Here is a 13,537-nt window from a genome sequence, read left to right on the forward strand (position 1 = left end):
CCCTGTACGACGGCGACGCGGACGACACGAGTGAACCCCTCCCGGCACGATCAACCACAAGATCATCCCACCCGGTCAGTCAACGTGACAGTGCCCGTACCGGTCCTGGCCCACACTGGAACGCTGGTCCTGCCCCGTGTGCAGCACGCCGATCGGGGCGGTGGGCGACGGTGATGAGTACCTCGGAATCTGTGTTCCGGCCCTGGACAACGGCTCCGGGATCGTCTCGGTCGGGCACAGCTTCCGTCACAACACCCCTGCATGGCTTCCTCTCGTCCCCTCCACCCAGCCACTGCCCTGAACTCCCGGGGCAGTTCTGCCGCATGCCGGACAGCACCTTCAGCGGTTCTCGCATGGCCGGCCGCGGGGGTTCTGCCAGCGTCAGGGACATCTGCTCGGCGGGGGAGGTCATCGGCTCGTTCTCTTCTCTTCGCGGGATGGCTCGGCGCTTGCGGCCGGGGCCCACGGAAACGGGTCGGTCGCGTAGCGATGGAGAAGGTCCAGAGCTTGATCCACGGCATCCGGGTCCTCTGAGAGGTTGATTCGCAAGAGCTGACCACCGGGGTACAGCGCTTCCCAGGCAGCGGTGGTGCCGCCGTGGACGACGGTCGGGTTGAGCCGCAGTCCGGAACGTCCGCACTGTATGACCCACTGGAGGAAGTCTTCTTGGGGTGCGCGGAGTTCGGCGAAGACGGAGTAGCCGGTGGTGGGCTGAAGGCCGGTGATGGGCCGGAGCGGCGACCGGGGGCCGCCGATGGCGAGCGCGTTGCGGCGGAAGCGTTCGTTCATGACGGTCAGGCGGTCGAGGACGCGGCGGTAGGTCTCCTCGTCGGGGAGTGCGGGCAGGCCGGTGCGGTGTGCACAGTCCTGGGCGATCTGGACCAGCTTGTGTGTCTGTTCGCGGGGGGCCTCCGCGAGGGCGAGGAGGGAGGTGTAGAAGAGCATGACGATCTCGCCGACGGGGTCGCTGCTCATGGCCATTCGCTCGAACCGGTCGCGGCCAAGGTGACCCAGCAGCGCCTTGTTCCTGGTGACGACGACTGCGGCGCGAAGGCCGGGCAGGGAGAGATCCTTTGAGGCGGTGAGGATCAGGGCGGCGGTTTCCAGGTCGAGGCTGTGGACGCGGTCGCGGAGTGTTGTGGCCGGCTGTGGGCCTTCGGCGCCGATCTGGAAGGGGATGTCGATGAGGGTGAAGTCGGGCCTGGCCTGCTTCGGCAGGTCGTGGCGGGCGCCGGTGATGCCGTTGGGGAGGACTTCGACGAGGCAGGTGCGTGGTGCGGGGGCCGTGCCGGTGGGGTGGAGTGCGCCGTCGTGCCGGTAGTAGGCGGTGACGGGGGCGCCCCAGCGGACGGCGGACTGGTCGAAGGCGTAGTAGTTCGGCAGGGGCAGGACGAGACCGTGGCCGGTGTCGGCGAGGTGGGCGATGGTGAGGTTGATGGCCTCGGTGCCGCCGCGGGTGAAGAAGATGTCCGAGGCGTCCAGGTGCATGTTCAGGTGGCTGCCGAGGAGTTCGGCCATCGCTGCCTGGGGGTTGGCCGGGCGGTGTCCTGCGTATGCGGAGAGGGTCCCGTCGCGGATGAAGCGGTCCAGCAGCGTGGAGAGGTAGCGGGCGAGGGCCGGGGAGGGCGGGAAGCGGTTGCAGCCCTCCCCGAGCTCGATCGTCGTCTCGGGGTCCGAGACGGCGTCGGCGCGCAGGGCGCCGAAGGCGGTGAGGCAGTCGGCCTGCGCGGGCGCGGGGATGGTGTCGTGCACGGGTGGCTCCGGTGCGCCATGGGCCGGGGCGCTTCCGGGCTTCCGCGGTGCGGACCGTGGTGAGGTTACCGGCTCGGCAGGGTTCCGGGGGCGGTTGTCTCCAGCGGGGGTACCTCGTGCAGAGCCGGGTGGCGCCGGTTCGAAATGGGGCCAAGGGCCAGGAGGATGCCTGCGGCCGCGTCGAGGCCGGGTGTGTCGGTGTGCTGGTTGCGCCGGACCCAGATGGCATTGATGCCGGCGCGCCGTGCGCCCGCGGCGTCGGCCTGGGGGTTGTCGCCGATCATGACGAGTCGTTGCGCGGGGCCTGCGGCTGCCCGGGCGAGGCGGAATGCCTCGGGGTGGGGCTTCTCGTAGCCGCTGGCGGCGGAGTTGATCACCGCCTGGAACCGGTTGTCGATGCCGAGGGCGGCCAGGAGCGTGGGAAGTGCGGGGACGTGGTTGGAGAGGAGCACATGCTGCCAGCCGTGCGCGGTGAGCTGGTCGAGGACGCGCAGGGCCTGCGGGTAGAGGCTCCATGCAGCGGGGTCGGTGTAGGCGGCGCGGGTGGCCGCCGCCGCAGCATGCGCGTCGGCCGTGTCGAGGCGGGTGAGCGCTCCGGCGACCACAGTGGTGATGTGGTCCCACCAGACGTCCGGGTCGTTCAGGTGCGGGTGGGGGTCATGGGCGGTGTGCCAGGGGAAGCCGGTGGTAAGGGCCTCGAACATTTCGGGGAACGCCCAGCCGTGGCCCGGCTGCTGGACGTCCAGGACTTCGAGGAGGCACTCGGCCCAGGTGCCGCGTCGGCGGTGGCCGAGCGTTCCGTCGAAGTCCCATATCGCGACCTTGGCCCCCGTCACCATAGATCCAGCGCTTCCAGGACTTGCGCGGCGGTGGGCAGCGGCGCAGTGGGGGTGGTGGTGAGGAGGTTGTCGGGGAGGGCGGTCTTGGTGTCGAGCTTGATCATCTCGCGCCAGCGCAGGACCTGTGGCCACTGCGCAGTCCAGGCCGGGCGCAGTTCGTCGGCCGGGATGTTCTCGAGTCGGCGGCCGTCGTTCAGGAGCCGTGCGGCGGTTTTGGCGCCGATGCCGTGGATGCCGCGGATGTTGTCGGCAGGGTCGCCCATCAGGGCGCGGAAGTCAGGCCATTGCTCGGCGAGGACTCCGTAGCGGGGGAAGACGTGCTCGCCCGCGGTGTAGCGGCGGCCCTGGGCGAGGCCGGTGTTCAGCAGGCGCACGCTGGGATCGGCCAGGAGCTGGATGTAGTCCTTGTCGGTGGTCATGATGTCGACCGCGCGCCCGTCGGTGCGGGCACCGGTGGCCAGGGTGGCGATGACGTCGTCCGCCTCGCAGCCCTCCTGCTCGATCCACCGGACGCCCGTGTGGCCGAGGACGTTCTTGACCAGGGCGAGGGAGTCGATCAGACCGGACTCGGGAGCGGGCCGCTGGGCCTTGTAGTCGCTGTCCTGTCCGACTCGGTGCTGGGCACCGTCCTCGGAGTCGAAGACCACGAAGATCTCGAACCCGTCGGCGTGCTGGATCTGGGCCTTGCGCAGGAGCGCGGCGAAGCCGAACACGCCGGTGCGGTCGAGGGTCTTGTCCCGGCTCATGATGCGGGCGGCGAACCCGTACCAGGCGCGATGGAGGAGGTAGTGGCCGTCAACGAGCAGCAGGGGAGCGGTCATGGCGTGGCCTCCAGGGGGTGGTGCGTGCTGGTGGGCGCCTGTGACCGCGGCGTACGGGCATCCGTTGCCGGATGGCCTTGGAGTCTAGCCACGGGGTCGGTGCGGGGCTGCCAGAATGCGCCCAGCAGCGCCGCGAGATGTTCGGCGGCGTTACGTTCGGCGACGATCCTGCGGTGGGCGGCGGTGCGCAGCCGGGCGCGTTCGTCGCTGGTCAGGGTGAGCGCCCGGCGCAGGCCGGCGGTCAGGGCTCCGGGGACGGGGTTGTAGAGCAGGCCGTTGTGGCCGTCGGCGATCTGTTCGGGGAAGCCGTCGATGTTCGGGGCCAGGACGACGGCTCCCGTGTGCTGGGCCCACAAGGCGGTCTCGAAGACGATGTTGGCCAGTGTCTCGCCGCGGCTGGGAACGGCCATCACATGGGTGTTGGGCCAGGCGGCCAGCGCGCGGGGGATTTCTCTGTCGTAGCGGCCGATGATGGTGGCGTTGAGCCCGAGCTCGGCGCTGCGGCGGCGGTAGGAGTCCAGCAGGGCGGCGCGGTCGTCATCGGTCGGGACAGCGATCATCACCAGGTGGACGTCCTCGCGCAGCGGGGCGAGGGCTTCGACGAGGACGTCGAGGCCCTTGGTGCGGTCGGTGCGGCCGATCGCCGCGACGACCGGCCGGCTGGCGGGGATGCCGAGGGCATGCACGATGCGTTCGGCTTCGGCCCTGGTCGGTGGGGTGAGGTCGGCGGCGGTGAGGTGGAGCCCGGACGGCCAGGGCCGGAGGCTGGCCGGGGCGAGGCCGTATTGGTCCTTCAGATGGCGGGTGAGGAAGTCGCCGATGCCGGCGACCCAGACGCGCGGGTGGAGGCTGGCGGCGGCGATGGCCTTCTCCTCCCAGGCAATGCGGCCGGGGTCGGGGCGGGGGCGTTCGGTGATGCGGGCGGTGGAGAACAAGGCCAGCAGCACCTCCAGATCCGGGTGGGCTCCGGCGTGGTGGGCGAGTCCGGCGAAGGGGGTGTCGACGCCGATGGCCAGCACCTTGGTGTGCCGGCCGGCAAGGCGACCGGCGGCGCGAGCGGCTTCGCCGGACAGCTGCCGCCAGGTCTCGGGCCGCCAGAAAGGGCGACGGGTGTCATAGGGCAGGGTGATCACCTCGCCGCCGAGCTCTTCGACGACGCGGCGGGCGTAGCGGAGGTCGTCCTCGTCGTAGCCCCAGGTGGCCGGGCCCGGCTCGGGGACGGCGAGGTACGGGGTGAAGGCGCCGGCGTGCGTGCTCAGGCGGTGGTGGTGGCGAGCGAGGGTGGCCAGGAAGGTCTTGGTCTGACGGCCGATGCCGTTGGTGTTGTTGGCGATGCCGTTCACGGCGCAGTACAGCAGCGCGTTGGTCGTGGACAACGAGGGCTCCTCCTTGTGGGTCAGCCGGCGGCGTAGAGGTCTTCCGGGTTCGGGCGCCAGATCTTCGACTTCGCCGGTGCCGGCTTCATCCCGTGGGCGGCGAGCAGGCCGGCCAGGTGCTGGTAGGCGGCTTCCGCCTCGGGTTCGGTGGCGGCGAACAGGGTGTAGTTGTCCGTCATCCGCACAGCCGTCCATCCGGTCAGCTGCTGGTCGACGGGGGTCATCCGGAGGTTGGTCAGCATGGGGCTCAGGCCGCTGCCCGGTGCGAGCGGGTCGGGCAGCGCAGTCAGGATGCGCCGCAGTAGGGCCAGCACACGGCCGTCGTGGACGAAGCGAGCCACGGAGGAGATCGCGTCCTCCAGGGCGATGCCGCGGCTGGCGGCGGCGACGTCGATGTCCGCGACCCAGACCAGGCCCGCGCTCAGGTGGCGTGCGGCGGCCGCGACCGCGAGGGGCCGCCCGGTCCGCCGATGCCAGCCGAACATCCAGGGCGGGTAGGCGTCCCGCTCCAGGACGGGCTCGATCGCGTTGCGCAGCGCCCGGTGGACGATCCGGTCGGCGACTGTGGGGATGGTGATGGTGTGCCGCTTGCCCCAGGCGTCGAACTCCTCAGTGCGCAGAGGCCCAGGCCGCCACGAGCCGTCGGCCAGGGCGGCGGAGAGCGCCTGGATACGGGCAGGCATGTCCTGCCGGAAGGTCTTCCAGGTCATGCCGTCGGCGCCGGGGGAGCCGGTGCGCCCCATGCACTGGCGGGCGGCCCGCTTCAACGCTCGCTCGTCGACGGCCTGCCGCATCAACGAGTGCGCTGCCGCCTGCCTGCTCACCGGGCTGGTCCGGCGGCGTCCAGGAACGCCTGGGCGACGGCCGACGGCGTGTAGGCGGCGACCTGCCGCGGCCCCTGGGCGGAGGCCGCGCGGTAGGCCACCGGGTCGTCGAGCAGGCCCGTCACCGCCTTCCACAGGCTGCCGGGCCCGCTCTCCAACGCGGTCATCCGCCCGGCCGGTCCGGTGAGGGCCGGCAGGTGCCCGAGACCGTAGCCGGCCACCGGCGTGCCGACGGACAGAGCTTCCGCGGCGACGTTGCCGAACGTCTCCGGGCTGGTCGAGGAGACGACCGTGACGGCGGCCCCCGCGAGGAAGACCAGAACCTCCTGCCAGGGCATGGCCGGAAGGATCTCCACGCCGGGCAGTCCGGCGGCCAGGGCCCGGCACTCGGTGACCACGTCGTTCTGCATGCCCGGCCAGTACTCGAATCCGGCCTCGGCCAGCACGATCTGCACCGGCCTGCCCAGCCCGGCCGGGTACGCCTTCAGCAGTTCGGCGATGCCCTTGTGCGGCTCGGCCCGGGCCACGATCCGCACCGGCCCGCTCTCGCGCAGCGCCTCCCGCTCGCCCGGCGCGGGCGGTGCGACCGTGTGCATGAGGGCGTTGGGGACGACGGCCCAGGTACTGGAGTCCACGCCCTCGCGGGCCAGTTCCTCGACCATGAAGTCGCTGACCGTCAGGACCCGGCCCGGGCAGTGCTCCAGGCTGCGGTAGAGGGGGGCGTCGGTACGCGGGACGTGCACCATCAGCGCAGTGGCCGTCCCGGCCGGGGCCGGGCTGAGGTAGCCCAGCCCCCACACCGCGTCCACCCAGCACACCAGGTCCACCTCGTGGCCGGCCAGAAGCCCGCGGACCTCCTGCTCCACGGAAGTGGGATCGGCCAGGAGAGCGGTGAGGTGCTCCTCCATCGCGGGCCGGGGCAGGACCAGGCTGTTCAGGCGGAGCAAGTCCTCGCCGTCGTCGGCGGTTCCCGGTCCGGCGGCGATGACCAGGGCGCGGTGGCCGAGTTCGCGCAGACCGACGACGAGGGCGGCGATGCTGCGCTCGATCCCAGCGGGCTCGTCGGGGGTGTGGGTGAGCAGGACGAAGGCGACGTTCACGGGGTGACTCCATGGGCCGACGGGGTGGGGGCGGTGTCTCGGACGGGCCGCAGCCCGATGCCCGACGAGGCGATGCCGGGCGGGACGTCGTTGGCGTGGGCGCACTCGGCGTACTGGGCGAGGGAGTTGTAGGAGCCGCCGCGGAGCAGGGCGACGCGGTCGCGGCGCCAAGGGGCCGTGGTCCACTCCCAGACGTTGCCGCCGACATCCCACAGGCCGTCCGGGGTGCGGCCAGCCGTGTGGGCCCGGACCGGTGTGGGACGGCCGGGACCCAGGCCGCGCAGGTTGGCGCGGCCGCAGCTCGGAGCGTCGTCGCCCCAAGGGAAGCGGCGGACTGCGCCGGAGGCCATCCACTCCCATTCGGCGGACGTCGGGACCCTGGCCCCGAGCTGGTGGGCGAGCTGGGCGGCGTGGAGCAGCGTCATTCCGGTGACCGGTACCCCGGCGACCGCCAGGGGTGTCGCCGCCCACCACAGCGTGGCTACCTCCTGGGCGGGGTGCCACTCCCCGGCCTGAATGCGGCCGCCGGATATGCGGATCCACTCCACCGGATCCGCTTCAGCCGCTACCGTGGAGGCGTCCCGGGCAGCAGGTACGTTCCCCGGAGGAAGAACCGGCCCGCTCACCAGCACACGCGGGCTTGCCTCCGGCGAAAGACGGCCCTGTCCGGGCGCTCGCCCGCTCACCGCGGCCCGGCCCCGGCCGCCGCGAGGAGCTGGCCGCCGAGGGTGCCTTCGCCGGCAAAGGCGCCGCTGAGGTTGTGGCTCAGCGTGCGGGCCTGGTCCTGGCAAACACCCCGCATGCTCATGCACAGGTGCGTCCCCTCGGCGACCACTCCGACGTCGGCCGATCCGGTTGCCTTGGCCACATCCGCAGCGACGCCGTCGACGATTCGCTCCTGGAGCTGAAGGCGATGCGCGTGGGCGGCGACGATCCGGGCGAACTTCGACAGGCCGAGCACGCTGCCGCAGGGCCGGTAGCCGACCGTCAACTCCAGCCTCATGGGCAGCAGATGATGCTCACGCAGGCTCCAGGCAACGATGCCCCGCACGATGACGACACGGTCGCTGCCAGCAGGCAGGTCCTCCTCGAAGACAGTGTCCGTGCGGCCGGGGTCGTGGTCGAGGAACTCCGTCCACCAGCGGGCGAACCGCTGCGGGGTACCCTGCAGCCCCTCGCGCTCCGGGTCTTCACCCACAGCCTCCAGGAGCTGCCGGCACAGGTCGGCGACCCGCTCGCTGTCCACGCGCGGGCGTGGCAAAGGGTTGTCCAGGCTCGTCATCAGGCGCTGGCCTTCGTCTCGGTCCGTGCACCGGCACGGAGGATGGAAGCGGCGTTCGGGCCCTCGTACAGCAGCAGGTCCAGGGCGCTCAGGCCCGGCCTCCAGCCCGGCGCGCTGCCATAGGGGGGATGGGAGTATGTGGCGACCTCGACCGTGATGGCATGCTCGGCCAGCAGATGGTGGTCGAGGTAGGCCAGCGCGCCGCTTCCCACCCTCAGGCGCGTCGCGCCCCGCTGATGGCAGAGGCCGATGAGCATGTCGGTCTGCCGTCCGGATGGAGGCAGATCGCTGGTGCGGACCATCGCCACCGGCAGGTGGAACGCGTCGAGCAGCAGCCGCAACAGCGCCTCATCCAGGTCCGCGAGGTGCGTCCACGGCATCCGGTAGAAGGCTTCGAGAACTTCCCGGTGCTCGAGCCAGTACGGGGCGTGCCCATACGTCTGGGCGAGGCTACGCCAGTGCCGCCCGGCCCAGGCACCATCGGCGATCCGGGTGTCGGCGATGCTCTGGCCGAAGCGGCGGCGCACTGGCACGGTGAGCCTGACCGGGCCTGCGGCACCACGGATGTAGTTGCGATTCTGCCAGCCTCGTTCGCTGAACTGCACGTGGTCCAACAGGATCAGCTCGTCGGCGTCGGCCAGTCGCGAGAAGTAGCCGGGCCACGGCAGGTAGGCCGGCTGGTGGGCGATCAGTACGTCGCTCATCAGCACGCCATCCGGTAGGCCACGAACGCCTCCGCCCGCTCGGCGCCGCACGCAGCGCCGGTCGCGGAGTCGATCGCCCGGATCCGCTCCAGGGACCGCGGGTGGTCGCCCTCGCGCAGCTCGCGGGCGTAGCACTCCAGCGCTTTGTCCTTCACCGCCGCGGTGGCGGTGACGTCGACCCACACGGTGGGCCGGGGTAATTCCCGGCTCCAGGCGTGGTCCTCGGGGCCGCGGAAGCCGAGAACCATCCGGGGCCAGTGACGCAACGCTCCGCTGGGCCGCGCCGCCGCGTAGGCGGCCTGGTGGACGACCTGGTGGTCCTGGTGGACGGCTCCTGCGGCCGGGATGAGGAGCGCGGCCGGTTCCAGCGCGGCCAGGGACAGGTCCGGGCCGGCCTCGATGAGGCGGGCCAGTTCCGCGACATGGCCGACGAGGTCGCGGGCCGGGGTGGCGTCGTTCCAGGCGATGCGGCGGCCGCTGACGTTGAGGACGTCACAGGCCGCGTTGAACTCCTCCTGCCGCAAACGGCTGTTGGTAGGGGTGCCCCACCGGGGCTGGGTCAGGCATGCCACGGCCAGGACGTGCACGGCGATCCCGGCGGCGGCCAGGCGGGCGATGGTGCCGCCAGCGCCGAGGGTTTCGTCGTCAGGGTGCGGGGCAACGACCAGGACGCGGTCGCCGGGGTTCAGGCCGAACATGGATCTGCCTCCTCTTGATCCGTGGAAGGGGGACGGGCACAGGCGGTGCCGCTCAGGCACGGGACCGCGGCGGCATGGAACGGCTGCGGAGAGCGGCGAGCGGGGGCAGGGCTTCGACACAACCGTTCTCCGGCTCGGACTCCCACGGGAAGTGGACCCAGTCGGAGACATCCCAGCCCCAGCTGTCGAGCGGGTAGTTGGAGCCCTCGTTACGGCAGAGCACGGCCGTCCGGATCTCGGACAGGCCCACCGTGGTGGTGAGCATGTCCACGACCGCGCGCAGGGTCGCCCCCGAGCCGCAGATGTCGTCGACGACCAGCAACGGACAGGAGGCAGGCAGCGCGGCAAGCGCGTCCTGGTTGTGCTCGTGGTCGAGGAGGATCCGGCCGGTGGCGGCCTGCTGGATGCCCTCGGGCTCGTTGTGGCGCGCCCGGACGACGACGGCCGGGACACCGAGCTGCTCGGCGGCGATCTCCGCGAGGCGGACACCGCCGCGGGCGATGCCCAGCACAGCGGCCGGTGCGGGCTCGGCTTCCTGGGCCGCGATCAGGCACGCTGCGGCGAGGAACTCGTCCGGGGTGAGCTGCCAGATGCGGCGGTTCTCGAAAATGCGGGTGTTCACGGCCAGCTCCAGGAGTCGAGGACGGCGTGGATCTCTGCGTGGCGGTTCATCGGATCGGTGATCAGATGTGTCCTGGCCACCGGGACCGGGCCCAGCACCGCGGCGTAGGGGGGTTCCATCAGCAGCAGGGCCTCGGAGGAGGGGAACCGGGCCAGATGCCGGCGCAGGATCTGAGGCGCCGTCCCGGCCAGGACACGCGCCCGCTCTTCGGACATGGGCTGCTCGTACGTGGTGACGAGCGCGTCGGCGGTGACCAGCCCGTACAGGGCCGACAGCACCAGGACCCGGGCCCGCAGCCCGCTGCGCTCGGTGACTCTGTCGCGGATGAGCGGGACGACCCACCCCTCATACAGGTCGAGCGCGGGAACCGGGCCGGCGGTCACCCGCTTCTCCTTGCAGCAAGCCACCACGACCAGCCCGCCCGGGGCCACGTGCTCAGCGGCCACGCTCGTCACCCCACAGCAGCACATGCAGCCGGGTGCCGAGCCGGTAGCCCCGCTCGCGTACCGCACCCTCCAGGGCGCGCATCCCCGCGATGATCACTTCCGGGTCGGTGCCCTCCGGCATCACCGAGATGTCGGTCAGCGCGTAGGCCGCCTCCAGCGCGGCGATCTCGTCCACCTCAGCCGGCTCGGAGACGACGAACTTGAAGCGTGCCCGTCCGGTGGCCACGAAGGCCCGCAGAACGCCGGGGACGAGCCGCCGCGTCTGGGCCATCGCTGCTCCGAACCGGGACAGCTTCGGGGACACGTTGAAGTACGGTCCAGCCGCCACCAGGGGCTCGGAGGGCGCGACGGTGCCGTTCGTCTCGATCTCCACCATCCGGTCGGCCGCCCGCAGCCCCGCGACCAGCTCGGTCAGGCCGGCCATCTGGATCAGCGGCTCGCCGCCAGTGATGACCACGAGGTTCTCGGGCCGGTCCAAGGCCCACGCGATCAGTTCCTCGACGTTCTCGTAGTGGGCCTCCTTGCGCAGGTCGTACCGCGTGTGGTCCCAGGTATAGGGGGTGTCGCACGATGAGCAGATGAGGTTGCACAGGGCGAGGCGGATGAAACACGCGGGCACCCCGGCGCTGGGGCCCTCTCCCTGGACCGTGCCGCCGAACTTCTCCGAGACCCGAAGGCACAAGCCGGTGCGCCGCAGCGCGCTCACGCTGTACCTCCCCTGTACTCGGCCCAGCTGGTCTCCGTCTCCGAGACGCGCATGCACGCGCCGCCCATGGCCCGGTCCTCCAGCCACTGCGAGAAGTGCCGGGCCAGGTTCTCCGAGGTCGGGTTCACCCCTGGGATCACCTCGTTCAGCACCCTGCCGTGCATGGCGTTGCGCAGGTGGTTCCGCAGCAGCTCGGGGACATCTCGGGGCCGGGGGACGGCGGGTACGGGCACGCTGAGCACGTAGGAGTGGCCATGCAGGCGCCCGCACGGATGTCCGTCGCGCAGCCCATGCAGTTGGTGCGACGCTTCGAAGGAGGCGAACGCGGCTGACGGGAGAGGCTGCGGCCTCCCGGTGCGGAGCCGGACCTCTTCCAGCACGGAGGTGACACCGACGGGCAGGTGGTTGCGCACCCACCCGAGGAGGTGCTCGGCGACCCCCTTGTCGGAGGCGTCCTTGACGGCGTCATTGAGGATCTGGTGGTCAAGAGCGCCGTCGATGTACCGCTTGAGGGGGGCCAGGTCGCCGAAGTCGACAACGAAGCCCTCCGGGCTGAGCACCGGGGAGGACAGCACGACCTCCGCGGTGAACGAGTGGCCGTCGTAGGCGCTGTCGTCGAGCCGTCGCGTGGCCTCGAAGCGGAAGCTCTTCCCGATCCGGAAGAGAGGCGGTGTGCGGCTCATCGGGCGGCGCACTTCGGAGCCGCCGCGTAGCGGGTGGGGTCGGCCACCCCGGCCTCCTCGAACGCCTCCCGGCGCTCCACACAGGTCCCGCAGGCGCCGCAGTGGACCTCGCCGCCCTCGTAACAGGACCAGGTCAGCTCGAACGGCACACCCAGGCGGGCCCCTTCACGCACAATGTCGGCCTTGGTGAGTTCCAGGAACGGGGCGACGAGCTGGAAGCCGGAGTCGATGTGCCCCTCGTTCCCGGCCTTGATGGACGCTTCGATGAAGGTGAAGAACTCCGGTCGGCAGTCCGGGTAGATCGCGTGGTCTCCGGAGTGCGCGCCGAACGCCACAGCGTCCGCCCCCGCCGCGACCGCGGCGCCGGCCGCGATCTCCAGCATGATCGCGTTCCGGTTCGGAACGACCGTGCTGCGCATCGTTTCGGCGCGGTAGTGGCCGCTCGGCACCTCGATGGCGGGGTCGGTGAGGGCGGACCCGCCAAGGATCCGACCCAGCGACGTCAGGTCGACGATGTCGTGGGACACGCCGAGCTGGTCGGCCAGGTTCGCGGCGTGGGCCAGTTCCTTGACGTGACGCTGCCCGTAGTTGAACGACACCAGGCTCAAGGTGACGCCGTCGTCGCGGAGCTTGTAGGCCGTGACGGCGCTGTCCAGGCCGCCGGAGAAGATGAGGACCGCGTGACGCGGTGGGGCAGTTCGAGGCATGGGCATGTCCTTCCGAGGTCCCCCGGAACCGTGTCCGGGGCAGTGGATTTTGCGGACCTGGGTCTGCCGGCGGATAGGAAAATCGCCAGCCATGCGAGCGGGGTCGGACTATCTCCGCCACCGCCTGGTAACAGTCAGCCCGAAGCGGGCAGGATGAGGCACCAGTGAGCCGCGCTCACTCACGCAATCTGCGAACTCACCTACGGGGGCTTTACATGCTGGGCCGGGGAGAACCGTCGCTCGCAGCCGAACTGAAGCACTTTCGCGAGGTGCGAGGCTTGTCCAAGGCGGACCTGGCCCGTCGCTTGGCCATCTCTCCGTCGTACGTGAGCCATTTGGAGTCCGGAAGGGAGCACGGCTCCTCGGACCTGGCCCGTCGCCTCGACAAGGAGCTCGATGCTGGCGGCAAAATCTGGAAGGCGTGGCAAGACGATGACGGCGGCACACAGCCTCCTCCGGAGGCTGGTGAGACGCCGCCGTCCGCCAGCATCCTCGTCCTGGAAGACGCCGCAGCCCTGCACTACGACGGCTCGGCCTACCATCTGACGATGCACCGGCGACTGCGCAACACCGGCACGGAGCCGATCACCCGCTACCTCGTCCGCATCGCCGTCGACCGCTACCCCGGTGAACCCGAACGCTCCAACGCCCTGTACCGGTCCCGTCCCCTGACCTGGGAAGAACTCCAGCTGGAAGCCCACTGCGGCGACGAGCAGATGGGGCGCGTGGTCAAGCACGACCGTGACGCCTTCAAGGAAGTCTGGCTCGAGTTCTCCAACGTCCGAACCCGCTTCCCCCTCTACCCGGGCCAGGAAGCCGACATCACCTACAGCTATTCGGTCACTGCCGACAAATGGGGCCCCTGGTTCCAGCGAGCCGTCCGGCTGCCCACCCGCGAACTTACCGTCAGTCTTTCCTTCCCCACCGCCCTCCAGCCCGCTGTCTGGGGCACCGAGACCTCCCTGAGCGCCAACTTT

Annotated in this window: 15 protein-coding genes and 1 pseudogene; 1 reads left to right on the forward strand and 15 read right to left on the reverse strand. The window is 70.9% G+C overall.

Translation table 11 applies throughout. The features are described from left to right. Window positions 1-408: 408 nt before the first annotated feature. The 15 genes from ACWCXX_RS35415 to queC all read right to left on the reverse strand — a co-directional run bounded on the left by ACWCXX_RS35415 (window position 409) and on the right by queC (window position 12,560). Window positions 409-1,752: an aminotransferase class I/II-fold pyridoxal phosphate-dependent enzyme gene (locus ACWCXX_RS35415; RefSeq protein WP_451134563.1), complete on the reverse strand. Its 1,344-nt coding sequence runs from the start codon at window positions 1,750-1,752 to the stop codon at window positions 409-411. Between the two features lie 65 nt (window positions 1,753-1,817). After that, window positions 1,818-2,591 (reverse strand): HAD family hydrolase, encoded by a 774-nt coding sequence (locus ACWCXX_RS35420; protein WP_451134565.1) that lies wholly within the window; start codon window positions 2,589-2,591, stop codon window positions 1,818-1,820. Beyond that, window positions 2,585-3,412 carry a 5'-3' exonuclease gene (locus tag ACWCXX_RS35425; protein ID WP_451134567.1) on the reverse strand — a complete coding sequence of 276 codons (828 nt, stop codon included), beginning with the start codon at window positions 3,410-3,412 and terminating at the stop codon, window positions 2,585-2,587. The genes ACWCXX_RS35420 and ACWCXX_RS35425 overlap by 7 nt, the downstream gene beginning before the upstream one ends. Beyond that, entirely contained in the window at window positions 3,409-4,788 is a 1,380-nt protein-coding gene (locus tag ACWCXX_RS35430; RefSeq protein WP_451134569.1) for a glycosyltransferase family 4 protein, read from the reverse strand. Before ACWCXX_RS35430 ends, ACWCXX_RS35425 begins: the two co-directional genes overlap by 4 nt. Before the next feature lie 20 nt (window positions 4,789-4,808). Beyond that, window positions 4,809-5,612, reverse strand: a complete 804-nt coding sequence (locus ACWCXX_RS35435; RefSeq protein ID WP_451134570.1) for a reverse transcriptase domain-containing protein — start codon at window positions 5,610-5,612, stop codon at window positions 4,809-4,811. Beyond that, entirely contained in the window at window positions 5,609-6,712 is a 1,104-nt protein-coding gene (locus ACWCXX_RS35440; protein WP_451134572.1) for a glycosyltransferase family 4 protein, read from the reverse strand. The genes ACWCXX_RS35435 and ACWCXX_RS35440 overlap by 4 nt, the downstream gene beginning before the upstream one ends. Further along, window positions 6,709-7,260: a formylglycine-generating enzyme family protein gene (locus tag ACWCXX_RS35445; protein WP_451134574.1), complete on the reverse strand. Its 552-nt coding sequence runs from the start codon at window positions 7,258-7,260 to the stop codon at window positions 6,709-6,711. Before ACWCXX_RS35445 ends, ACWCXX_RS35440 begins: the two co-directional genes overlap by 4 nt. Window positions 7,261-7,394: 134 nt before the next feature. Further along, complete coding sequence (gene folE / locus ACWCXX_RS35450; RefSeq protein WP_451134576.1) at window positions 7,395-7,994, reverse strand: GTP cyclohydrolase I; 600 nt, start codon at window positions 7,992-7,994, stop codon at window positions 7,395-7,397. Next, window positions 7,994-8,698: a WbqC family protein gene (locus ACWCXX_RS35455; protein WP_451134578.1), complete on the reverse strand. Its 705-nt coding sequence runs from the start codon at window positions 8,696-8,698 to the stop codon at window positions 7,994-7,996. The genes folE and ACWCXX_RS35455 overlap by 1 nt, the downstream gene beginning before the upstream one ends. Next, window positions 8,698-9,396, reverse strand: coding sequence for a PIG-L deacetylase family protein (locus tag ACWCXX_RS35460; protein ID WP_451134580.1), 699 nt, complete (start codon window positions 9,394-9,396; stop codon window positions 8,698-8,700). Before ACWCXX_RS35460 ends, ACWCXX_RS35455 begins: the two co-directional genes overlap by 1 nt. A 52-nt stretch (window positions 9,397-9,448) precedes the next feature. Next, the gene (locus ACWCXX_RS35465) at window positions 9,449-10,018 is read right to left on the reverse strand and encodes a phosphoribosyltransferase (protein WP_451134582.1); all 570 of its coding nucleotides are present in this window, start codon (window positions 10,016-10,018) and stop codon (window positions 9,449-9,451) included. Continuing rightward, window positions 10,015-10,464: a DUF6884 domain-containing protein gene (locus tag ACWCXX_RS35470; protein WP_451134584.1), complete on the reverse strand. Its 450-nt coding sequence runs from the start codon at window positions 10,462-10,464 to the stop codon at window positions 10,015-10,017. The genes ACWCXX_RS35465 and ACWCXX_RS35470 overlap by 4 nt, the downstream gene beginning before the upstream one ends. Further along, entirely contained in the window at window positions 10,454-11,170 is a 717-nt protein-coding gene (locus ACWCXX_RS35475) for a 7-carboxy-7-deazaguanine synthase QueE (RefSeq protein ID WP_451134586.1), read from the reverse strand. The genes ACWCXX_RS35470 and ACWCXX_RS35475 overlap by 11 nt, the downstream gene beginning before the upstream one ends. Next, entirely contained in the window at window positions 11,167-11,853 is a 687-nt protein-coding gene (locus ACWCXX_RS35480) for a 6-pyruvoyl trahydropterin synthase family protein (RefSeq protein ID WP_451134588.1), read from the reverse strand. Before ACWCXX_RS35480 ends, ACWCXX_RS35475 begins: the two co-directional genes overlap by 4 nt. Further along, window positions 11,850-12,560, reverse strand: coding sequence for a 7-cyano-7-deazaguanine synthase QueC (gene queC / locus ACWCXX_RS35485; protein ID WP_451134590.1), 711 nt, complete (start codon window positions 12,558-12,560; stop codon window positions 11,850-11,852). The genes ACWCXX_RS35480 and queC overlap by 4 nt, the downstream gene beginning before the upstream one ends. Window positions 12,561-12,775: 215 nt before the next feature. On the opposite strand from queC, the pseudogene ACWCXX_RS35490 reads away from it, so the two are divergent. Continuing rightward, window positions 12,776-12,904: pseudogene (locus ACWCXX_RS35490) on the forward strand (helix-turn-helix domain-containing protein); the annotation flags it as partial. Window positions 12,905-13,537: the final 633 nt, after the last annotated feature.

It is taken from the genome of Streptomyces sp. NPDC001732, assembly GCF_053596315.1.